The 21,266-nt window shown below is 65.5% G+C and carries 22 protein-coding genes; 12 read left to right on the forward strand and 10 right to left on the reverse strand.

Annotated elements, in window-relative coordinates:
• Positions 1–149 precede the first annotated feature (149 nt).
• From DL519_RS46065 to DL519_RS46080, 4 genes are all read left to right on the forward strand, one after another.
• A complete protein-coding gene (locus DL519_RS46065) occupies positions 150–740 on the forward strand; it encodes an integrase core domain-containing protein (RefSeq protein WP_223838689.1) in 591 nt (196 codons plus the stop codon).
• 990 nt (positions 741–1,730) lie between these two features.
• Positions 1,731–2,534 (forward strand): class I SAM-dependent methyltransferase, encoded by an 804-nt coding sequence (locus DL519_RS10305; RefSeq protein ID WP_190814257.1) that lies wholly within the window; start codon positions 1,731–1,733, stop codon positions 2,532–2,534.
• A gap of 639 nt (positions 2,535–3,173) precedes the next feature.
• Positions 3,174–3,665 carry an IS3 family transposase gene (locus tag DL519_RS46075; RefSeq protein ID WP_223838690.1) on the forward strand — a complete coding sequence of 164 codons (492 nt, stop codon included), beginning with the start codon at positions 3,174–3,176 and terminating at the stop codon, positions 3,663–3,665.
• Positions 3,666–3,720: 55 nt separating this feature from the next.
• Positions 3,721–3,966: a transposase gene (locus DL519_RS46080; RefSeq protein WP_223840245.1), complete on the forward strand. Its 246-nt coding sequence runs from the start codon at positions 3,721–3,723 to the stop codon at positions 3,964–3,966.
• Positions 3,967–4,238: 272 nt separating this feature from the next.
• On the opposite strand, the gene DL519_RS10315 is transcribed toward DL519_RS46080, so the two are convergent.
• Positions 4,239–5,465 carry a COG4705 family protein gene (locus DL519_RS10315; RefSeq protein ID WP_190814259.1) on the reverse strand — a complete coding sequence of 409 codons (1,227 nt, stop codon included), beginning with the start codon at positions 5,463–5,465 and terminating at the stop codon, positions 4,239–4,241.
• Between the two features lie 166 nt (positions 5,466–5,631).
• A complete protein-coding gene (locus DL519_RS10320; protein WP_190814261.1) occupies positions 5,632–6,018 on the reverse strand; it encodes a hypothetical protein in 387 nt (128 codons plus the stop codon).
• Between the two features lie 241 nt (positions 6,019–6,259).
• Here DL519_RS10320 and DL519_RS10325 point away from each other — a divergent pair, with 241 nt between their 5' ends.
• The 5 genes from DL519_RS10325 (at position 6,260) to DL519_RS10345 (ending at position 9,318) form a co-directional block, all read left to right on the forward strand.
• Positions 6,260–6,613, forward strand: coding sequence for a winged helix-turn-helix domain-containing protein (locus tag DL519_RS10325; RefSeq protein ID WP_223838691.1), 354 nt, complete (start codon positions 6,260–6,262; stop codon positions 6,611–6,613).
• 156 nt (positions 6,614–6,769) lie between these two features.
• The gene (locus DL519_RS10330; protein WP_190814265.1) at positions 6,770–6,946 is read left to right on the forward strand and encodes a hypothetical protein; all 177 of its coding nucleotides are present in this window, start codon (positions 6,770–6,772) and stop codon (positions 6,944–6,946) included.
• Positions 6,947–7,094: 148 nt separating this feature from the next.
• Positions 7,095–7,382 (forward strand): hypothetical protein, encoded by a 288-nt coding sequence (locus DL519_RS10335; protein ID WP_223838692.1) that lies wholly within the window; start codon positions 7,095–7,097, stop codon positions 7,380–7,382.
• 615 nt (positions 7,383–7,997) lie between these two features.
• Positions 7,998–8,144 (forward strand): hypothetical protein, encoded by a 147-nt coding sequence (locus DL519_RS10340; RefSeq protein ID WP_190824607.1) that lies wholly within the window; start codon positions 7,998–8,000, stop codon positions 8,142–8,144.
• A gap of 331 nt (positions 8,145–8,475) precedes the next feature.
• A complete protein-coding gene (locus DL519_RS10345) occupies positions 8,476–9,318 on the forward strand; it encodes an ABC transporter permease (RefSeq protein WP_190814269.1) in 843 nt (280 codons plus the stop codon).
• Positions 9,319–9,387: 69 nt separating this feature from the next.
• Here DL519_RS10345 and DL519_RS10350 read toward each other — a convergent pair whose 3' ends face one another.
• The 4 genes from DL519_RS10350 to DL519_RS46090 all read right to left on the reverse strand — a co-directional run bounded on the left by DL519_RS10350 (position 9,388) and on the right by DL519_RS46090 (position 13,313).
• On the reverse strand, positions 9,388–10,800 hold the full coding sequence (locus DL519_RS10350) for an MATE family efflux transporter (RefSeq protein WP_190814270.1): 1,413 nt from the start codon (positions 10,798–10,800) through the stop codon (positions 9,388–9,390).
• On the reverse strand, positions 10,769–11,857 hold the full coding sequence (locus DL519_RS10355) for a cysteine synthase family protein (protein ID WP_223838694.1): 1,089 nt from the start codon (positions 11,855–11,857) through the stop codon (positions 10,769–10,771). Before DL519_RS10355 ends, DL519_RS10350 begins: the two co-directional genes overlap by 32 nt.
• A gap of 33 nt (positions 11,858–11,890) precedes the next feature.
• Positions 11,891–12,562: a type III PLP-dependent enzyme domain-containing protein gene (locus DL519_RS46085; protein WP_223838696.1), complete on the reverse strand. Its 672-nt coding sequence runs from the start codon at positions 12,560–12,562 to the stop codon at positions 11,891–11,893.
• Between the two features lie 466 nt (positions 12,563–13,028).
• Positions 13,029–13,313: a hypothetical protein gene (locus DL519_RS46090; protein WP_223838698.1), complete on the reverse strand. Its 285-nt coding sequence runs from the start codon at positions 13,311–13,313 to the stop codon at positions 13,029–13,031.
• Between the two features lie 242 nt (positions 13,314–13,555).
• Here DL519_RS46090 and DL519_RS10365 point away from each other — a divergent pair, with 242 nt between their 5' ends.
• The 3 genes from DL519_RS10365 (at position 13,556) to DL519_RS10375 (ending at position 16,431) form a co-directional block, all read left to right on the forward strand.
• The gene (locus DL519_RS10365; protein ID WP_190814272.1) at positions 13,556–14,248 is read left to right on the forward strand and encodes a phosphatase PAP2 family protein; all 693 of its coding nucleotides are present in this window, start codon (positions 13,556–13,558) and stop codon (positions 14,246–14,248) included.
• A gap of 183 nt (positions 14,249–14,431) precedes the next feature.
• Entirely contained in the window at positions 14,432–15,127 is a 696-nt protein-coding gene (locus DL519_RS10370) for a response regulator transcription factor (RefSeq protein WP_190814274.1), read from the forward strand.
• Between the two features lie 26 nt (positions 15,128–15,153).
• On the forward strand, positions 15,154–16,431 hold the full coding sequence (locus DL519_RS10375) for a sensor histidine kinase (RefSeq protein ID WP_190814276.1): 1,278 nt from the start codon (positions 15,154–15,156) through the stop codon (positions 16,429–16,431).
• Position 16,432: 1 nt separating this feature from the next.
• Here the strand turns inward: DL519_RS10375 and DL519_RS10380 are convergent, their stop codons facing one another.
• The 4 genes from DL519_RS10380 to DL519_RS10395 all read right to left on the reverse strand — a co-directional run bounded on the left by DL519_RS10380 (position 16,433) and on the right by DL519_RS10395 (position 20,467).
• Positions 16,433–17,017, reverse strand: a complete 585-nt coding sequence (locus tag DL519_RS10380) for a phosphatase PAP2 family protein (protein ID WP_190814278.1) — start codon at positions 17,015–17,017, stop codon at positions 16,433–16,435.
• Entirely contained in the window at positions 17,014–17,646 is a 633-nt protein-coding gene (locus tag DL519_RS10385; protein ID WP_190823895.1) for a DedA family protein, read from the reverse strand. Before DL519_RS10385 ends, DL519_RS10380 begins: the two co-directional genes overlap by 4 nt.
• A gap of 596 nt (positions 17,647–18,242) precedes the next feature.
• Positions 18,243–18,395, reverse strand: coding sequence for a hypothetical protein (locus DL519_RS10390; protein ID WP_190814280.1), 153 nt, complete (start codon positions 18,393–18,395; stop codon positions 18,243–18,245).
• A 677-nt stretch (positions 18,396–19,072) separates the two neighbouring features.
• Positions 19,073–20,467, reverse strand: coding sequence for an IS1380 family transposase (locus DL519_RS10395; protein ID WP_190814282.1), 1,395 nt, complete (start codon positions 20,465–20,467; stop codon positions 19,073–19,075).
• Between the last annotated feature and the right edge of the window lie 799 nt (positions 20,468–21,266).

Consider the following 21,266-nt stretch of genomic DNA (forward strand, 5'->3'; position numbering starts at 1 on the left):
GCCATCTGGTTGTCCGTTTAGCTCGCGAAAATCCCAAATGGGGCCATCGTCGCATTCAAGGCGAACTGGTCGGCCTGGGGCATCACGCCGGCCCGGGAACGATCCGCCGCATCCTCCGGCAGTCCCGCCTCGGCCCGGCTCCGCGTGGAATGGACACCTCGTGGCGCAGCTTCCTGCGCGCTCAGGCATCTGGGCTGTTGGCGGCCGATTTCTTCCACGTCGACACCATCAGTCTTCGTCGGCTGTATGTCCTGTTCGTGATGGAGGTTCGTACCCGCACCGTGCATATTCTCGGTGTCACCGCGCACCCGACCGGCGCCTGGACCACCCAGGTTGCCCGTAACCTCCTGATGGACCTCGGCGAACGAGCCGCATCGTTCCGGTTCCTCATCCGTGACCGCGACACCAAGTACACACCAGAGTTCGACGCGGTCTTCGCGTCCGAGGGTGTGAAGGTCATCAAGACCCCACCGCGGACACCTCGGGCGAACTGCTACGCCGAGCGATTCATCCGCACCGTCCGCGAGGAATGCACTGACCAGCTCCTGATCTACCACGAACGGCACGCCATGACGGTGCTATGTGAGTACGCGGACCACTTCAACACCCACCGTCCACATCAGAGCCTCGACCAACACCCACCTACGCACGATCCCACGACGGTGATTTCGAACGACCCTCCCATCCTCTGCAGTAAGGTCCTCGGCGGCTTGATCAACGAGTACACCCGAGCCGCTTGATACCAACCAGAAAACCTAGGTCAGGCCCATAATCTGGGTTTTGGCACGGCACAGGCGGTGACCATGTCCGGCATTCGTCGCACGCTGCTTGACCTGGTCGCCGCCGGTCGTCCGATCGCTCAGGATCTCGATGCCGTGGTCAGACGATCTATCTCTGCCGGAGCCAGGAGTTGATCGACACCGATCAGCGACCCGGTATCACCAGCACAGACCAGAAAGATCTCCTCGCCGGCGCATCGCCAAACTCGAAACAGAACTGGCCGTCACCAAGCGCGCCACTGAGTTCCCGAGAGAGGCTGTGTCCACAAAGGAATATTCGAGGCCATCGCAATGATGACTTCAGAGGGTTACCCGGTTCAGGTCGCCTGCCGCGTCCAGGACGTCTCGAACTCGGGTTACTACGCCTGGCGCAACCGGCCTCCTCGCCGTGTAGTAGTAGGTGTGCGCCGTCGACGACCGCCACCGCTCTCCCCTGGACGTCGGAGTCGGCGCGGTGCAACCCGCTCCCTGAGCCGACCTGATGCACCGGTCACGTCATAGGCAGGGAACCTCGTAAGGGCGGTTCGGGATGAATCACGACCATTCATCCGCGAGCGCCGCAGATCACGTCGCCCTGGCAGGCGAAACCGCCGACACAGCCACCTCCGTCAAGGTCAAGCCAGGCGAGACCCCAGCACCGCACTCCACCACGAAGTCACCGAAGAAACCTGCAGGTTGCTGAGTGCGCACCAGCTGTTCAAAGGCCGTTACTCGCTACACCGAGTAACACCGGTGCAAGGCGAAACGGCTGGCCATACGGCGATCTCCGCCTTCAGCGAGCATGCTGGCACCATGGCAGCGGGCAGCAGCAGCGTGTCGCGGACGCGGCAGATCTTCGGCCGGGTGCTGCCTGCACACCTGGCCGCTGGGGGGACACGCGGTGCGGAGCGGCCAGCTGCTGGATTGAGCGCCAGACCAGTCGGCGACTGCCAGAAGTGAGGAGGACGGTCCGTGCAGTTCGACGTCACCGGAAAGATCTTGCTCGACCAGATCTACACACAGCCCGATCCACGCGCCTACTTCAACACGCTGCGTGAGCTGGACTACTGCATTCCGCAGCTGGCCAAGCCGTATTTCCAGAAGGTCATCCAGGAATACCGGGAATCCCACGGGGTTCGCGTGCCTACCATCCTCGACCTCGGCTGTTCCTACGGCATCAACGCGGCTTTGTTGAAATGTGACGCCACGATCGACGAGCTCAATGAGCATTACTGCCGTACTGATGCCCGCACGGCAGATCGCGACTGGTTGCTGGCCCGCGACCGGAATCTGGTTCGTTCGCGAAGTCAGCTCAAGGACGTCCGATTCGTCGGACTCGACAACTCCGAACCGGCCCTCTCGTATGCGCTTGCGGCGGGGTTCCTCGACGATGCGGTGCACGCGGATCTGGAAGCGCACGACCCAACCGAACAGCAACGCGTGCTGCTCACCGGAACGGATCTGGTGATTTCGACCGGCTGCATCGGCTACGTCGGCGAACGGACGCTGGCCAGCATCGCCCGGCGGCACCGGCCCTGGATGGCGCACTTCGTGCTGCGGATGTTTCCGATAGAACCGATTGCAGACGGCCTAGCGGCGTTGGGATACGAAAACGTTCCCGTACCCGGTATGTTCAAACAGCGCCGGTTCGCCTCCGCGCAGGAACAATCGCGGGTGCTGGAGACGTTGTCGGCCGCCGGAGTGGATCCGAGCGGACTGGAAGCCGACGGCTGGCTCTACGCCCGGCTCCACCTCTTCCAACCACGCCACGACTGAGAAGAAACCTACGAAGTCGAGGAACTTCAGCTCGATGGCGATGGCGTGCCCGCAGATCACGCACACTGCCACGGGTTTCCGCAGGCTCACCACCAGCTTTCGCCACTGGTACCCGCTCATTCCTGGCGGGGTCACGGCTCCCCGCACCCAGGCTAGAGTGTAGTCGGCTCCAGCAGTGCCGTTGTGATTCGGCCGGGGCTTACCGTGGGATGCGTGAACCCACTCCCGCCGGGCGGACCTTCTCGCCCTACGGCCCGTCGCATTGGGCGGTCTGAACAGATCAATACCCGGCAACCAGCCTCAACTGGCGGCGGATCTCACGGTCAAACCACCGCCAACCCTGTGGGTGCCGATAAATTATCCGGCCTGGTCACAGCCTTGATCACTTTCTCTGGCCGTACCCACCGATCGTCCCGGTGTCTTCACGTGGACAGACGCGGACGGCATCATGATCTGTCGTGCCGCTGCGCTTGGTCTACCTCGCCGCAACCAATACCCTCGCCCTGCTGCGCCTGCTGCGATGAGCGACCGAGACAAAGACATCGAGATCCTTGTCTTGCGGCACCAACTGCTCGTCCTTCAACGCCGATCTTGCGTTGGCACCGCAATCTGCTCAAGCGACGTCACGCTGCGATTTGCGTGCCCAAGCGACGCGGACGCCCGCCCACGATCCGCTCGATACGCGCCCTGGTCCTGCGCCTGGCCCACGAGAATGCTTCATGGGGCTATCGCCGCATCCACGGCGAACTCGCGGCGCTCGGCATCAAGGTCGCCGTCTCCACCGTCTGGGAGATCCTCCGCGAGCACGGCATCCCACCCGCGCCACAACGGCAGAGCACGACCTGGGCCGACTTCCTGCGCAGCCAGGCCGACGCCCTGCTCGCCTGCGATCACTTCGAGACCCGCACTCTGACCGGGGCACGCCTGTACGTCTTCGCGGTCATCGAACACGCCACCAGACGCATCCGGTTCCTGGGCGCCACCGCTCACCCCGCAGCGGACTGGATCGTACAGCTCGGACGCAATCTCCTCATGGACCTCGATGAGGCGGGAAGCAAGGCGAGGTTCTTGATCCCCGAGACTCCAAGTTCACGGCCACCTTCGACGCCCTGCTGGCCGACGCCGGACTGAAAGTCGTCACCACCGGCATCCGTATGCCCCGCATGAACGCCATCATGGAGCGCGGATACAGACCTGCAGGCGCGAGCTCCTGGACCGCACGTTGATCTGGAATCAGCGCCACCTCCTGCACGCACTCCGCGAGTTCGAGTCTTTCTACAACCGGCACCGCCCACACCGAGCTCTGGGGCAAGCCGCCCCACTACGCCCACTCCCCGCACCAATCACCGAACCCGGGCAAATCAGCCGCCTGGAGGTCCGCCAACGAGATCGACTCGGCGGAACACTTCACGAGTATCAGCATGTCGCTTGACCTGGCCGGATGATTAATCGGCACCCACAGAGCCGAACCCCGCCGCCGGACAGACCAGGCGACCACGATGAGCTGCGACACTCGCCCGGACATCCCGACAATTGGTGTCGCCGATCTCGCTGAACCCGCCAACGCGAGCGGAATTCTCGGAAGCCCGAGACCGCAGCGCAGACTCTGCGCGAAACGCGCAGCCGAGCTGATCACTTCGCCCGCCGACCGGAACCACTTCATCCCAGTCTGCGGGGACGGATCGACATCGCCGAAACGACGGGTCACCCGAGTTCAGCGAGCAATGCCGTGAGCGCGGCCTTCTCGCTGTTCGGGTTCGGACTCGTTGCTCGGAGCCGGCGCAGCACTGCGTCGATCTTGCCGTCAATCCGGCTCCACGCAGCGTTGTCCTTCGGCTTCAAGCGCGCTTCGGCATTGTCCCATTCGGTTTCGAGATCGTCGACGCGGGCCGTAGCACCAGACTGGTCGCCGGCGTTCAAGAGATCCAGTGTCTTCTGCGTGATTTCCCGGAACTTCGTGAGGTCCCCGAGAGGCGACCGAGGTGCTACCTGGCCTTCGCTTGGGACGGACTGCGCGGCCGGAGCCGGAGCTGCTGACGTGTCGTCCTGCAGCGAGGACTTGCGCAAGAAGTACCCAGTCCCTGCGGCCATGAGGACGAGCGCCAGCACGACGACTGTCTGCCACAAGCCGCCTCGCTCCCTTGCCCCGTCAGCAGCGGCGCTCGGGATGACGTCGGCCTTCGTCATCGAGAGATAGGTGACGATGCCGAGAATGCCGACCACGAAGATCAGGCTCGTCACCGTCGCTCCCAGGCCGAGCCCGCCCTGGCTCGACGACTGGGAGAGGTAGTCACCGATCGACGCACCGAGCGGCCGCGTCAGGACGTAGATGATCCAGAAGGCGAGAACTGAGTTGAGTCCGAACCGCCACGCGATCGCGCTGATGGCGATCAGCGATGCCACGATGATTCCCGTCACCAGGTAGCCGAGCCCGAGCACCTCGGCCATGAGATCACCGGTTGCCGTGCCGAGCGCGAAGGTGAAGAGAATCGCAAGCCAGTAGAACGCCTCTCGTCGTCGGGTCAGGATCGAGTGGATGGAGAGCGTTTTCTCGCTCGAATACCACACGACGAAGGTGAGAGCCAGCAGCGCGCTGAAGATCAGCGTGCTCGTTTCGAGCGGCAGGCCGATGTTGTCCGTGAGGTTGTCCGTCACCAATGTGCCGAAGACGCTCACCAGCGCCACCGTCGACCAGTACACGCCCGGTATGTACCGGCTCGCCCTGAACTGGAAGATCAGAGCGACGACGAGCAGCACGCCAGTGACGACGGACGTCCCGGTCAGGCCGAAATTCAGGTTGACGTTGAGGAAGTCAGCGGCCGATTCACCAACGGTCGTGCATAGAACCTTGATGACCCAGAAGTAAATGGTGACTTCTGGGACTTTGTTGAGCAGTTGACGGCTCAGCGCGAGGGTGCGATGCGTGCTCACAGAGGTCCTTTGTCTCGGCCCGTTCGCGGGGACGGCAGATCCGGCTGAACTGGGGAACCACCCGTGACGACACAGCGGACACAGGTGGGACCGCCGACCGCGACTGCGGCCCCGAGAACAGGATTCGGCGGTGACAGGGGGCCAAGCCACGTCTTCGCTAGAGACACTAGGCAACGGCAGGTGAGCTAACGGCAAGACGACGGTAAGCGGACAGTGCCTTTCGCAACACTCCTGGTAGAAGTGGGCGTGCCAGAGCGAGACATCGAGCGAAGCGGCGGCTGGACCTTTGCGTCGCGATACTTGCTTGGTACTGCACCAGCAGGTGGTCGATGTTCGGCATCGAAGTGCCGAGGACGTACCCGGCGAGCATCACGCCGACCGTCCACAGCAGACCACCGGCGACGTGCCACAGCGCGAAAGCACCGGAGGGCACCTCCGCCATCTGGTTCGGCATGGTCCGAACGATCAGTCGCTTGTTGCGCACACGCCTGAGCACCGCTGCCCCGCCGGGAAGGAAGAAACCGATCAGCAGGCCGGTTTCGGCGAAAAGCACCAGGAACGCGCCAAGCGCGGAGGTGTGCGGGCGGTAAACCGGGAGTTTGCTTTGCGCACGAACGAAGTCAGCTGTGCTCCCCCCGGCCCGCGCGGCACGGCGAGCCCGCGACGCGATACCACCAGCGCCACCGAACAGACGCTGAGAAAGACACTCAGCCACACTCAGCGTCTGCTCAGCGGTGTGCGGGCACTGTGGCCGACGTCCCCAACAGGCCTCGTTCATCGTCCTGCTGGCGAGATTGCGCGCCCTGGTTCGCCGGGGCACCCCGCAACGCCCGGTCCTACTGACGACTGGTGACCTGGGCCTGGACCCGGCCCGGCGAGTAGTGCAGCGGGCCGCATCGGAAATCAGGCTGACCCCGCGGGAGTTCAGCCTGCTGGAATACCTGATGCGCCATTGCGGAGAGGTGGTCAGCAAAGCCGAGATCCTGCGCGACGTGTGGGACCCGAACTTCGACGGCGACGACAACGTCATCGAGGTCTACATCCGCTATCTGCGCAACAAGATCGACAAACCGTTCGGGCGGGACAGCATCGAAACGATCCGCGGCGTCGGACACCGGCTGCTCGTCGACGGCGGCCGCGCGAGTTGATCCGATGCGTTTGAGCCCTGGCAGCTTCTCGCCCACTCTGCTCGGCCGGGGGAACGGGCATCGCGCCCGACCCGGTAGCGGTCGGCTACGGCTGAACAAGGTGGGGCGTGCGTTGGCGGTCCGTGGCCGTAGCTGTGGTCACCACCGGCATCGCCCGTGGTCATCGGCGGATTCATCCTGGTCCTGCTGCTGCGCCAGCAGGCCACCGACACCGTTGCCCAGGCTGCCCTGCAGCGGGCCGAACAGATCGCGGCCCAACTCACCCGGGAAGTCGTGCAAAGCGGCGAGAGCTGGCCCTGTATCTGTTGGAAAATTTCGTACTGCAGCGGATGACGGGTGCCTTTACCCTCCATGCTGATGCCAACGAATCTGGGGCGTTGGAATGGGGATCTGGGGGGACCTTCTTTGGGCATCGATCTCCGCGCGCGGCTTCCGGCCCATGCAAACTTGGGGGGACCCATTGTTCGAAAAAACTCGACCGTTGAGCTCCGCGGAGCTCGATGACCAGCGTGTGGAGTTCCTGCCCCCGCGCACTGTCATGTCGACGTTCCCGTTCGGCGGCGGCTGGAACCCAATCGTGATCAATGGCGGTGGCGGCGGCAACGGCGGCGGCACCGGCGGCGGCCAAGGAGGCGGCACTGGCGGTGCGGGCGGCAACGGGGGAACCGGCGGTGACGGCGGTTTCGGTGGGCCAGGTGGCCCCGGCATCGGTGGTAACGGCGTCGGTGGCGGAGGCATCGGCGGCCACGGAGACACAATCATCCGGTGATCCGCAACGGCTGACTCGTCGCCTCGAACTGGGGGACCAGCAGCGACAACAGCGCCCCGCACAACCTGATGAGGGATGCACGGGGCGCTGCTGGTCAGGTAATCCGGTGCCGTGCGTCAGGATGGTTGTCGGCTGGCGGATCGTATGCAGGTGGGTTATCAACACGGTCCGGGTCAGCCACGGCGGGAGGTGCGGCTCGACGAGCCGCGCCAGCGTCGAGATGGGCCGATGCCACGAGTTCGCCGACGCCCCACACGCCCACGCTGTCCCGTAGGAGGTTCCTCGTCCGCATCGGGCTGCCGGCCTGACGGGCTTCGTCTTAAGGTTCAGCCCCAGACGAGATCGTTTTTCCACGTTCTCCACAGCCTGTGGATAACGCGTCGCCGTACGGGACAGAAAAACGCCCCGCACCGATCCGGTTGTACCGGCGGGTCCGGCTCCGCCGGCGCTTTCCAGCAAGCGATCGCCTTTCCCACCGAGACAGTTCCCGTCGATGCCCAATGCATCCCTTGGACTCCACCGACGACGGGAATCATGACCGAGGGGTCTGCCTGATCAACGGTGGATCTGGTCTTGGTCTGACACGCCGAGCAGGATGCTTGGCGGGAAGGATCGATGATGGCCGAAACACTGGAGCCTGTGACCAATGAGGTGGATCAGCAGCGGCTGGCTGAGCAGCTTCTGGCGCAGGCCAAGGACCAGAATGTGGAGCTGGTGGGCCCGAACGGTGATGGCGCTACCTGTAGCCGAAGACTGACCTAGCGCCAACAGAGAGCGTCAGCAGCGCCTCGCGCGGCAACTCCTCCGGGACAGGACGACGTACCCGGGGAACGCCACTCGATCACCACCGGCCCCTCGTTTATTCCCGGACCGCAGGCATCTGCGGACCTCTCGACGCCGCGGCATCGTCACCCCTCGCACCGTCTGCACTGATGACAACCGCCGCCATGGAAGTGCCGCCGTCACTGGCAGTGTCTTGCGCTCTCCGGTCACCTCAAGGGAGCCGATCGGAAGATCGGAGCGAGGTCTACCACTCTCGTCGAAGCTTGTGTCTGGACGTTTCCTGACCTGTCGGTTTCAGTAAGGTCGGTTTATGCCGTTTACCGCTGATTCGGGCGCAATTCCGGTCACGCCTGTTCTGGCTGGAGTCATTGTTGTGTTGCTCGTGGCAGCGGCTGGTGTCGTTGCGTTGGGTGATTTGGGCCGATGGTGGGCTGTACTCGGGGCGGGTGCGCGCGGAGCGTTGCAGCTTCTGATTGTGTCCTTGGTCATCGCTCAAATCGTGAACTCTGGTGTGCTCGTCGTGGGTTTCCTGGTCATGATGTTCGGTATCGCGACACGTACTGCTGGTCGGCGAATCACCCTCAACCGCACCTGGTGGTGGGCAGGTTTGCCGATCGCTGTGGGGGTTGTACCGGTCGTGGCTGTCTTGTTGGGTACTGGTGCGGTCCCGTTGACGGGGCTGGTGCTGATTCCGTTGGTGGGGCAGCTCATCGGTGGTGCGCTGACGGCGACGACGCTTGCCGGGCGCAGGCTGCTGGACGAGTTGCATCAGCGTCACGGCGAGGTGGAGGCCGCCCTGTCGCTGGGCTTGACGGACAGCCAGTCCAGGCTGGAGATCGCGCAGCCGGTTGCCGGTAGTGCCTTGGTTCCGGCGCTCGATCAGACTCGGACGGTGGGCACGGTGACCCTGCCGGGTGCATTCGTCGGCATGCTGCTCGGCGGTGCCACTCCTGTCGAAGCAGGGGTCGTGCAGTTGTTCGTCCTCATCTCCCTGCTCGCGGTGGAGGCTGTCGCGATCGTCGTCACGCTGTATGTGGTGGCGTTGGGCCGACTTACCGGTACCAAACGGGCGGGTCCGCGGTACGCAGCTGTTGCCCTGCGTTCGCGCGCGCAGAGTGCCATCCGGGTGGTGCGGCGCTGGCGACGTTCGTAGGCCGAACGGGGTGATGCGCTCCGGTGGGACCGCTTTCGCTTGGGTGAGGCAGCCCCACCAGATTTTCGGTCATTCCTGAGTGCGCGGCACCGCGTGGAGCTTGTTCAGTGAGCTCTGGAACCGACGCAGCAGCAACACGGCCGTGGTCGCCAGGCCGGCGGCGAGGCCGAGCCACGCTCCGATCGGTCCGGCTCCGGCAAGCCAGCCGAGGAGCCAGGCCGCAGGTAGCCCGACAGCCCAGTATCCGACGAGGGAGAGGCGGAATCCGGACTTGGTGTCGTCGAGACCGCGGAGGAGCCCGACACCGATGTTCTGCGCGCAGTCGACGAACTGCATTCCGGCAGCGACGACGAGGAGACCCGCGGCGATGGCGAATCCTGCTTGCTCGGCCGGGTTGCTGACATCGAGGAACGGACGCAGGACCAGATTGGGCGCGGCCAGGTAGAGGGCGGCGACCAGGGCCATCACGATGGCGCCGTGGCCCAGTGCGGTGCGGGCGATCCTGGCCGCGGCGGTGGTGTTGTGCTGGGCGAGTTCTCGGCTGATCAGGATGGATGCTCCGTGGGAGAGGCCGACGCTGATCTGGAAGGTGATGTAGACGAGCTGGTTCACGACGGTGTGTGCAGCCAGGGCGGCGGGACCGAAGGTGCCCATGAGGACCGCGACCACCGAGAAGAAGCCGGCTTCTGACCCGTAGGTCGCCGAGATGGGAATACCGAGCTTGACGAGCTTGCGCACCGTGGCACCGCTGGATTTCCAGCCACGCAGCGACAGCAGCGGAGCGAGCACCGGGTCACGGCGTACCACCGCGTAGAACACGAGGAAGGACAACAGGTAGACCAGCGAGGTCGCTAACCCGATACCGGGCAACCCGAATCGGGGCAGTCCCCACGCCCCGCTGATCAGGACCCAGTTCAGCCCGGCGTTGACCGCGATGGAGCCGACGGTGATCCAGATCAGCGCCTTGGGCCGGCGCATACCGACGGTGAACTGCCTGATCACCTGGAACCACAGGCAGGGCACGAGCCCGACCGCCAACGTGAGCAGCATCGGTTGCGCGAGGTCGAGCACCGCAGGGTCCTGTCCGAACCAGACCAGCGCGTGCCCGAGCGCGACAATGATGATCGCGCCGAGGATTCCGGCCACGGTCGCGATGGCGAAGCTGGCTCGTACGATGTCGCGGATCGGTTCGGGATCATCGGTCGTGTTGCCTGCGCCGTCGGCAGCGACCTCCACCCGGGCCTGTGTGGCGGCCACCTGGTTGCCGACCGCGGTGATCAGGCCCACGCCCATGGTTCTGAGCTGGTTGAACAGCACCACCGCCAGACCGCCGGCGGCGAGGGCTTCGGTGCCGATGAGTCCCATCATCAGCGTGTCGGTGGTCGTGAGTGCGACCTGTGCCAGCTGGGTGAGGGCGATCGGCAGGGCGAGTGCGGCGAGTTGCTTGCTGTTACTGAAGCGGGGCGTAGTCGCTGAGGCCAACGGTTTCACGGTCGGTCAGATGCTCCGGTCGGCTGTCTTGGCGGGTCGGGTCGTAGGCGGCGAGAAGCTGGAGAACGGCGGCTTCGGCCTCGGATGAGAGTAGGTCACGTGCTCGCATCCAGTCGTCGTCGAACACGGTGTCGAGATACTTCCTCCCGCCGTCGCAGACCAGGGTCACCACGGTGCTGCCCGGCGGCAGGGCATCGAGTCTGTTCAGCGCTGCGTGGACCGCGCCGCCGGCGGAGCCGCCGATCATCAGTGCGTTGTGCTGGGCGATGGCGCGCGCGGTGGCGAAGGCGTCGATGTCGGAGACCTTGACACCTTCGTCGAGCAGGTCGTAGTCGACGGCGGTACCGATCTCAGCGCCGGGCGGGGTGCCGGTGCCCGATTGGTAGTAGGAGCCACCGGGGCCGCCGAAGGCGATGGACCCGACGGGTTCGACTCCGATCACCTGCACAGCGATGCCCGACCTGCGCAGTTCACGGGCGGTGCCGAACAGCGAGCCGCCGGTGCCGACGGGGCAGACCAGGCAGTCGATATCGTGCCCGAGCGCTGCGGTGAGTTCATGGGCGACGGGGTGGTAGCCGACCGCGTTGCTCGGGTTGTTGTGCTGTTCGGTGAAGAACGCGTTGTCGTGCTCTTTGGCCATCCGCGCTGCGAGGTCTTCCCGCGCGGAGGTGGCGAGCTCATCGTCGCCTTCCTCGGCGACGAAGACGAGTTCAGCGCCCATCGCCCGCATCGCCGCCAACTTGTCCGTGCAGGCGTGGTTGTCGACGACAGCGATGAACCGGTAACCGCGCTCGGCTGCCACAATGGCCAGTCCGAGGCCGGTGTTGCCCGAGGTGGATTCGATGATCGTCCCGCCCGGGCGCAGCTGGCCGGTCTCCTCGGCGTCCAGCACCATCTGCTGGGCCATGCGGATCTTGGCCGCGCCGGTCGGGTTGAACTGTTCGAGTTTGAGCAGCAGCCGGGTGCCGGTCTGGGTGCGAGCCAGCTCGAACAGTGGGGTGTGGCCGATCAGGTCGGAAACCCGGGTGACAACACTGGGTATGCGCACGATCGCTTCCTTGTCACGTGACGGGAGGGGCGCTCAGCTCGGGATCTGGTCGAATCGCCAGCGCAGCCGGCTTTCGTGGTGATCCAGAACGATCTTCGGTGGCAGTGGGAGTTCGTGGAAAGGGGATTCGTTCGAATCCATCTGATATCCGGCGGTGTTGAGGTAGACGAGCTGGTCTCCGACCTGCGGACGCCGGGGGAACACGACCTTGCGCCAGGTGAGCATGTCGGATTCCAGACAGCTCGCCCCGCCGACGCAGGCCGCAAACGGGGTTTTGTCCCGGTGCGGAGAGACCACCGGGTCGGGCAAGAACTCGCTGCCGAACCACTGTTCAGACAGACTGAGGCTGGTCCCGTCCACGGTGAGGATCCCGTGGTCACGGTCTTTGACTCCCCGCACCGTGAACACGGTGCAGCCCGCTTGATCCAGTAAGGCGCGTCCGGGTTCGAGCACCAACGCCACCTCCGCGCCGCGCAGCAGGGAAGCGAGTGAGTCTTGTTCACCGGCGGGCACGGTGTCCAGAATGGCGGCCAGCATCTCCGGGCCGGCCTGCGGCAAGTGGTAGGGGTAGAAGCCGTCGAAGGTCTTGTTGGCGTGATACCGGCTTGGCCGGTCGCTTTCGGTGAAGCGCTGCCAGTCGCGGGGATCGACGTAGTCCACTGTGAACCCGCCACCGATGCTCACCGTGTTGGCGGGCAGACCCATGTCGCGGGCCTGTCGGCACAATCGGATGAGCTTCGCCGCGAGATCGGCCCGAGGGCGCGCTCGGTAGCCGGACAGGTGGAAGCTGAACCCTCGAGTCGGACAGAACCGTCAGCGTCGCAACACCGACTCATCGCGAGTGCGAGCTCACCGTCAGTGAGACCGAACCGGCTGTGCGGGTCCTCCGGTGGAAGGCAGCGCAGCAGGATCCGAACCGGTGTGGCCAGGTCGATGACGCACGCGAGTTCGTCGAGCGAATCGATGGCGACCAGACAGCTGTGCTGGCCTGCCAGCCGTAGCGTCTCGGTGGACTTGGCCGGACCCGTGACCACGAGGTTGGGCCCGGGGACACCGTTTACACCTCGGATTACCAGAGACAACGGGAGGCAGGCACCATGACAGCTCAATGCGGCCGTCACCACATCGGTGGCCCGACCGTTGAACGTCGGAGACGTGAGCGACAACTCGATTAGTCCAGGGCTGTCCGGATCTTCGGCACGATTCGACCGAGCGCATACCGGATGCTGAGCGCGGACGGGAAGCCGATGGCAAGGGCCAGCGGCAGGTCCAGTTCTGCATAGGCGCCCCTTCGGACGGCAGGAACAGCCTGGAACAACGGATTGGATTCCAAAGCAGTGCGTGCTTGCGGCGTGTTGCAGGTAGCCGTTGAGGATCTTGCTGGTGGTCTTAGGATCTTCCTCGGCGACCGCTCCTTCGCGCGGTACTTCACGTCGTTGGTCAGGAGCGACTTCATGGCGCTGGTCGGTTCGAGGTGCGTTCGACTTCCCCGGCGCCGAGCGCTCGGCTTGGGAACGCATCTGCTCCAGCTGACAGTCACCCGGCCATCGCGTGGTGGTGCAGAAAGGTGGCGGCCATCTGGGGCAGGGACGGAGGGGCCCGTTGGGTGTTGGTCGTCGCGGTGGGCAAGGATGTTTACCGACGTCATCGGCGGCTACGCCCGCAGGATCCGACTTTCCTCGTCACCGGGGAGGGCGAATGAAGCTCACCTCTTGGCCGTCCTCGCCCGCCATTCGTACCTCAGCGGTCATCGCTCTGGCAGGAGCGGGGTTGTTCGCCGGGCTCACCTACGACGTCGCTGAACATGGAGAATCCGCTCATTTCGACCATGCAGTCCAGGATCTCGCGGTCACCCACCGGACCGGCTGGATGACCGCGGCGATGCAAGCGGTCACCTGGTTGGGGTCCGCCGTTGTCCTCGTACCGCTGCTTGTGGTGGCCACTGCACACCTCCTGATCGCGCGCCGAGCCCTGCGGGCAGCAGTTCAGATCTGGGTGGCCTACCTCGGCGCCGTTGCCCTGTACACCATTGCCAAGGCAGTTGTCGAGCGGCCTCGTCGGCCAGTAGGCGAGCTGATCACCAACGCCAGCGGAGCCTCCTTCCCGTCCGGCCACGCCACCCAGGCCATCGCGACGTGGGGAACGCTGGTGCTCGTGCTGGCGTGCGCTCGCGTACCTCGCGTCCGTACCGCGCTGCTCATCGGCACCACGCTCATCGTGGTTCTCATCGGTGCATCCAGGATCTACCTCGGCGCGCACTGGCTCACCGACGTTCTCGCGGGCTACGCCCTGGGAGGCGCCTGGATCGCACTCCTGTTCGTGATGGTCCTCTGGTCGCGCTCACGGGACGCCTTCCCACCCCCGACCACCGGGCCGAACGGCCAGTACTGACGTTCCCAGGCAAGTGCACGCCAACGAGCCGGCTGAGGCAGCCGTCTACGCCGGCCGAGCGGATCACGCAACAGTCCACCTGGGACAAGAGCCGACTCGACGACGGTGTCCGGATCCGCCCCTCCGGCGCGGTTCGGTCCCGCAGCGGGGCGCACGAGAGCGGGCCGTCGTTATCCTGCACGTATGTTCCGGGTTCTGGTGGTGGAGGATGACCACACGATCGGCCAAGCTCTAGAATCGAGCCTGGGTTCGCACGGCTACGACGTGTCCTGGCAACGCGCCGGGCAGGACGCACTGGAGTATGCCGGCCGTCGGGCCTTCGACCTCGTGCTGCTCGACCTCGGCCTGCCGGACCTGGACGGTGTGGAAGTGTGCCGGCGACTGCGCGAGGTGCAGCCGCAATGCGTGCTGGTAATCCTGACCGCACGCCACGACGAGATGGACGTAGTCGTGGGCCTGGAAGCAGGAGCCGACGACTACCTCACCAAACCGGTCCGCCTCGGCGAACTGCTGGCGCGCATACGGGCCCATCTCCGACGCGGCCCGGCCTCCAGCTCCCAAGCGGTCATCACCGTCGGCGGCTTGCGCATCGACACGGCAGCCAGGCGCGCGAGCCTCGCCGGCCAGGAAGTGTCGCTTCGGGCGAAAGAGTTCGACCTGCTGGCTCGCCTGGCCGCGGAACCAGGCGCGGCCCTGAGTCGCGACACGCTGATGACCGAGGTATGGGACGAGCACTGGTACGGCTCCAGCAAGACCCTCGACGTGCACATAGCCGCATTGCGTCGAAAGCTCGCCACTGCCGCGAGCTCTCCCCAGCACGTGCCGAAGATCGCGACGTTGCGCGGCCACGGATACCGGCTTGAGAACACGACGAGCTGAAAACCGAATAAAGCGAGGAGTCGACCGTGCGAAGTCGCATCGTGACGCTCACGGTCTTGGCAGCCGTGCTGGCGATCGGACTCTTCGGTCTGCCACTCGGCATAGCCGTCGCGCGCTACTACCTCAATGACGAGCGCGCCGAGCTGGAACGCACTGCCGAGGCAACGGCGCTGGCCGTCGCGGCCGAACTGATCCGCAACCAGCAGCCTCTCCTGCCGCCTCCGACCGAATCGGACGCGCGACTCGCCTTGTACTCGCAGGCTGGACGGCTGGAGAACGGCGATGGTCCCGCCGCCGCCGACGAGACGGTCATCGCCGCGCAGCGCGGCGACTTGACCACCGGCACTTTCAGGGACGAGCTCGTCGTGGCGGTCCCGGTCTCCGACGGTGGCACCGTCACGGGCGTGGTGCGTGCAGCCTCCTCGTATCGCGAGGTCTACCTGCGCACCGGCTTGACGTGGCTGGCGATGGCCGGACTGGCGGTGCTGGCGGTGACGGTGGCTTGGTTGATGGCGCACGGCATGGCGCGGCGCCTCACCCGCCCCCTGGACGACCTCTCCCGCGCTGCCCAACAGCTCGGCGACGGAGACTTCACTGTGCGTCCCGGCCGCACCGGTGTCCCAGAGATCGACTCGGTGGCCTCGGCCATGGAGACCACCGCGCAACGTTTGGGCGAGATCCTCGCCCGCGAACGCGAGTTCTCCGCGAACGCCTCGCACCAGCTCCGGACTCCACTAGCAGGGCTGCGCCTGCAACTGGAGGCCGCACTCGACTCGCGCGACGCCGACCCCGTGGCCGCGATCCACACGAGCATCGACGCGGCAGACCGGCTGGAACGCACCATCGACGATCTGCTGCTCCTGGCTCGAAGCAGAAGGTCGACGTCCGCTCCCGCCGACCTGGACGAACTGCTCACCGAAGTGCGGGAGGGGTGGACCGGCTTGCTGGCAGCCAAGGGCCGGGAACTGCACGTCTCGGCTCCGGGCGACATCCGGCCAGACGCCTCCGCCGCAGCCGTCCGCCAGGTGCTCGCAGTCCTGCTGGACAACGCCACGACACATGGCGAGGGCACCGTCACCGTCGCAGTGCGGGACGCCGGGGATGCGCTGGCCATCGACGTCTCCGACGAGTACCCGGGCATCGCACCCGGCAGCGACCCCTTCACCCACAGCCAGCAAAGCGGCGGGCACGGGATAGGACTGGCCCTGGCCCGCAACCTTGCCGAGGCCGAGGGAGGCCGGCTGTGGCTGCGGAAACCGGCCCCGCCGACCTTCACCCTGTTACTCCAGGTCGCGGACGGCTAGCTCAGACCGCGCCGCGCAATCGGTTCCTCCGCAGTCGCTCGACACCGGCTGCCAGGGGACGACGAGCGAAGATCCCCGCGCCACCGATCGCACCCCCGACGAGAAGGCCTGCGATCACGTCGTGCGGGTAGTGCGCGCCGACATAGATGCGGGAGAAGGCCATCAGGAGCACGCCGACCACGGCCAGGCAGCCCCAACTCCGCCGGACGATCAACGTGGCAAGCGCGAAGGCAGCGAAGATGACCGCGTGGTTGCTGGGGAATGCGTAATCGGTGATGCCGTCGCAGGGCAACACGGTCACCACGTCCGGCAACGCTCGGCACGGGCGTTGTTCAGCCACCAAGGACTTCAACGCGCTATCGAGCGCATACGCGGCGACCACCGCGATGCCCACCCACAGCACCTTCGCAACCACTGCGGAATCGCCCCGACGCGCCCACCACAGCATCCACAACACCGCGACGACCAGGGCCACCACGCCGTAGGTCGTGAACACGCTCATCGGCCCCCAGAGCCAAGGCGTCCGCTGCGCGAACTGCGTAACCGCCACATACGCGTCGCTGTCCGGGAAAGTCGCTCCGTTCACCGCACTTCCGGAGCCCGGCGGGACCGGTACACCTCCCACCCTACCGGGATCACGGACACCACGACGATCAGCGCGATCACGGGCAGCAGGTAGTTGTCGATGTTCGGCACCGAAGTCCCGAGGACGTATCCGGCGAGCATCACACCAACCGTCCACAACAGACCGCCGGCGACCTGCCACAGCGCGAACGCTCCGGACGGCACCCCGGTCATGCCCGCCATCGGGTTCAGGACGGTCCGCACGATCGGGATGAAACGGGCCAGCACGATAGCCTTGCCATATCCGTAGCGCTCCAGCATGCGCCCCGCGCGCTCCACACCCTCGTGCAAACGCTTGCTGCGCACCCGCCGGAGCACCGCCGCCCCACCGCGCTTGCCGATCAGATAACCGACCTGCGCTCCTATCAACGCCCCAGCGACCGCGGCCACGATCAAAGGCAACAGCGACGAACTCCCCGACACAACGCCGGTGGCCGCGAGCACACCTGCGGTGAACAGCAGCGAATCTCCAGGCAGGAAGAAACCAACCAACAGGCCGGTCTCCGCGAAAAGCACCAGGAACACGCCAAGCGCCCCGAGACCGGTCACCAGCGACCGCGAGTCCAGCGCGTTCACCGCCAGCGCATGCATCCAGCTCACTCATCTTCCCGTTGTCCGGCACCGAAATCACGACCAAGGCTACGAGCGCACCAGCAAGCGCGAGGTGTGCGAACGGTAAACCGGAGTTTGCTTTGGCGCGCGACATTAGCCGCGTTCCCCGGCCCCAGTGCGGGACACCACTTGCGCGGTGTGCAGGCACTGTGGCAGACGCCCCAACAGGAACTGGAGGAGTTCATGACCAAGCGCAGCGAGGTCCTGGCACTGGCTGCGGCGGGCACGCTCGTCGGCGGGCTCGGTATCGGCACCGCGTCAGTCTCAGCCGCACCTGCACCGCAGGCCGAAGATCAGCTCGGACGTCCGCTGGGGCAGCGGTGGGCTCGAGAAGTTCGGCCAGCGGTTTGCCGGTCACACCAACGGTGCTGATGTCCAGGCGTTCCGTCTCGCCGAGACCCTCACGGGCCTGTCTCGGTAGCACCGCCCACCTCATCCTCGCTCTTGCCCCGCTTCGCGCGACGTTCCATCGCGAGCGGGAGCTCAACCCGTTCAACTGGCAATGGAGCGCAGGTCAAGGCGGGCAGAAGCCCGATGAGCCGAACGAAACGCTCGATTCCCCTTCCCTCAGCTGGTCAGCGCTGACCATCGTCTCCGGTGTCGACGTCGTCGTTTTCGGATCGGTCAGCGGCGGACTGCGCCCGCTCGGCGAACCCCGACTGTGCCGAGTCCGATTCGGGATGGCGGTCGGCCGCCGACTGGATCCGGCTCGCGTCGTCCTTGCTCATCGGCGAGCTCTTCCCACCGCCGTCACCATGTTTTCCGCTCATCACCTTCCACCCCTTCACGTCTCAGTCCTGCAGAACGGCCAGTGCGCGAGGGTGGCGGGTTGAAGATGTTGTCGGCGTGGCGCTGGCAGAGCAACCTGGTCCGGTGCCCGCGGCCGGGCAGCCGTTCCCCGCACACCGCCGCCTGGCCGCACAACCAGCACCTACCGCCGGATCCGCCCGGTGCCAGCACTCCCGTACCGGTGGACGCCATGCCTCCAGGGTGCGCCCCAGGCGGTGAGATCACCGGGCTGGGACGCGGGCCGGGGACATCGACGAGGACAGGTATCCCGGGTGTGCAGCGGGCCCTCAGCGACAGCTGTCGCTCTAGGTGGCGAGGCAGACTGTGGTGACGGGCGGCTGGGATAGCCATCCCCCGGCGCGGAGCACCAAAGTTCAACCCGGAGATGGGTCAAAAAAGGGTCAAGAAGAGCACGAACTTTGCCCACGAGATGGGTCGACCAACCTACCTTTGACCTGCTTATCCCGGATCCACAGAGTTGGTTTTGGCGTGGGTTGTTGATCAAGGTCTTGGGGGTGTTGATCGATAATGCTGGTGGTGGGTGTGCGGAGTCCGCCGGCCTGGTGGTCCGGCTTATCCACTGTGGTCTCCGGTCGGCGCCCGTAGGCGGGTGTGGTCAGGGGCAGGCCCCGGCTGGCGGGGGGTGGGTTGCGGTGAACAGGCTGGTGAAGGCCTGTTTCCAGTGCCAGTCGGCCGGGAGGTGCAGCACGATGCGGCGGGCGGAGCGGGCGATACGGGCCGGGATCGTGATGAGGTGCCGCCGCAGGGTGGTGGTGCGGGCTTTGGCGTGGAACTGCGACGCGAGACTGCCTGCGGCACGCATCAGGTTGTGGGTCAGCGCGGCCAGGGACAGCCAGGCGCCGTTGGCGGCGAGCTGCCCGGAGGGAAGGTGGGCCGCGGCGGAGTCGTTGAGGTCGGCGAAGACTTGCTCGATCGTCCCGGCGCGGCCGCGGTGCTCGGCCTCGGCGGTGAGCAGCTCGTGCGGGGAGTCGGTGAAGATCGCGTGATAAAGCCAGACCGGGAACAACTCGCCGGTGGCATCGGTGGTGGTGATCCGGGTGCGGCGCACGATCAGCCGGGCGGTGACCGCACGGCCGGGATTCTGGGTGACGTTGGTGAACGCCTCCAGTGTCGTTTCGGCGATCTCGCCCTCATAGATCCACTGCTTGGCGCGGTCGTCGAAGACCGGCCGGTTGAAACGCACGGTCTGCCATGTGTTCTCGTCGATCCCGGCGATCGCGGCCTTCACAGTCGCGGTGTGTTTGGCGGTGACCGAGAAATACGCCCCGGCTTTGCGGATCGCGGCGATGACCGGGCCGGTGAAAAACGCCGAATCACCCCGCACCACGATCGTCCCCGTCGCACCACACGCCCGGGCCGTCTTGATCGCCGAGGTGATCAGTGACGCCGCGCCGCGGGCGGAATTGGCGTTACCACCCCGCATCCGGGTCGCCGCCACCACCGGCGCCGTACCGGGGGTGGAGATCGTGGCCATCAGATAGTTCAGGCCCCGCACCTTCGTATACCCATACGCCGAGCCCTGCTTCCCCGCCCCGTAGACCTCTTTGATCTTCGAGTCGATATCGACGAACACCAGCTCATCGGCCCCCGGCAACAACCCGCACCGCCCGGCCAGGCGTTCCAGCACGATCCGGCCCAGCTTCTCCAGCTGCGCCACATGCCCATAGGTGAACCCACGCAGAAACGTGCCCAGCGTCGACGGCGCCCGGATCCCGTCGAACAACCGCGACATGCCACCGTGGCGGATCACACCCAGATCCTCGAACGAGTCCGCACCACAGGCCATCCCCGCCACGATCGAGGACACCTTCACACCCGGATTCGCCCCCGCCGACCCCACATCCGGCGACAATTTCACCGTCTGCTCAGCCAGATCAGCCACCCCGACCTGCTCGGCCAGCCGCAACACCGGCACCAATCCCGCACACGACACGAGATTCGGATCATCGAACCTCACCGACACCGCGCCGACACTATGCGATGCTTGCATCCAGCAGATGCCCTCTCATCCAGGAACCGATTGTCTCTCTCGCAAAGAACAATCATCCCAGGCCAGAGGGCATCTGCCCCACCACGACACGACCCCCGCCTGCACAAACTTTCACCACAACACCGGTGGATCCGGGCTTATTAACCGACTGCCGCCGGCAGAATCGGCGTAGAACCCACCCACATGATCGACTTCGCCCGACATTGTTGAGTTAGTAGATGGGTCAGGCCACTGGGCCACCCGCGGGCGCGTTTTCGCAGGCCAGGAGCTGATCAGCTCTGCTCTGACGTATGCCTTGGCAGGCTCGTTGAAGCCGAAGTAGGCAAGGCCGCCATGGGGCGGACGTAGGTTCGCGTACTCGCACCTGCCGATCATCGTCCGTGTAAGGTCAGCGCTCTTACTGCCACACTCCCGAATCGGCTAGGCCGACACCAGCACGGAAGCGGGCAAGTACGGGGTGACGTTGCGCCAGGCCCGGGCGAGGTAGTGCAGGGCGCGGCTTCGGCACCCTCAACGCAGCAGCTTCCTGGCTGCGCCACACCGGAACTGACGGCGGCAACCTCATGTCACTCGTTCGACGCCATGAACGTACGTAGGTCGATGCCGCCGGCCGGCGGGTCGAAGCCCACGTACCGAAAGCCGTGGCGGCTCGAGACCACCGCCTTGAACTCGGCACGTGCGGGAGCCACAGCAAGCAACTCCGAAGAGCATCCCAACGACGGTGCGCACATCGATGCAGAGACTTACCAAGACTGGGCTGCAAGACAAGCGCCGAAAGCTCCTTGGCTCACCACACGTC

The sequence above is a fragment of the Saccharopolyspora pogona genome (assembly GCF_014697215.1).
GTDB lineage: Bacteria > Actinomycetota > Actinomycetes > Mycobacteriales > Pseudonocardiaceae > Saccharopolyspora > Saccharopolyspora hattusasensis.

Bases quoted from the DNA above. Each gene is read 5' to 3' on its own strand.
- DL519_RS10345 (WP_190814269.1), top strand. From the start codon at position 8,476: ATGCCGTTTACCGCTGATTCGGGCGCAATTCCGGTCACGCCTGTTCTG.
- DL519_RS10390 (WP_190814280.1), bottom strand. From the start codon at position 18,395: ATGAGCAAGGACGACGCGAGCCGGATCCAGTCGGCGGCCGACCGCCAT.
- DL519_RS46065 (WP_223838689.1), top strand. From the start codon at position 150: ATGGACACCTCGTGGCGCAGCTTCCTGCGCGCTCAGGCATCTGGGCTG.
- DL519_RS10385 (WP_190823895.1), bottom strand. From the start codon at position 17,646: ATGCATGCGCTGGCGGTGAACGCGCTGGACTCGCGGTCGCTGGTGACC.
- DL519_RS46090 (WP_223838698.1), bottom strand. From the start codon at position 13,313: ATGAAGTCGCTCCTGACCAACGACGTGAAGTACCGCGCGAAGGAGCGG.
- DL519_RS10370 (WP_190814274.1), top strand. From the start codon at position 14,432: ATGTTCCGGGTTCTGGTGGTGGAGGATGACCACACGATCGGCCAAGCT.
- DL519_RS46085 (WP_223838696.1), bottom strand. From the start codon at position 12,562: ATGGGTCTGCCCGCCAACACGGTGAGCATCGGTGGCGGGTTCACAGTG.
- DL519_RS10395 (WP_190814282.1), bottom strand. From the start codon at position 20,467: ATGCAAGCATCGCATAGTGTCGGCGCGGTGTCGGTGAGGTTCGATGAT.
- DL519_RS10340 (WP_190824607.1), top strand. From the start codon at position 7,998: ATGATGGCCGAAACACTGGAGCCTGTGACCAATGAGGTGGATCAGCAG.
- DL519_RS10365 (WP_190814272.1), top strand. From the start codon at position 13,556: ATGAAGCTCACCTCTTGGCCGTCCTCGCCCGCCATTCGTACCTCAGCG.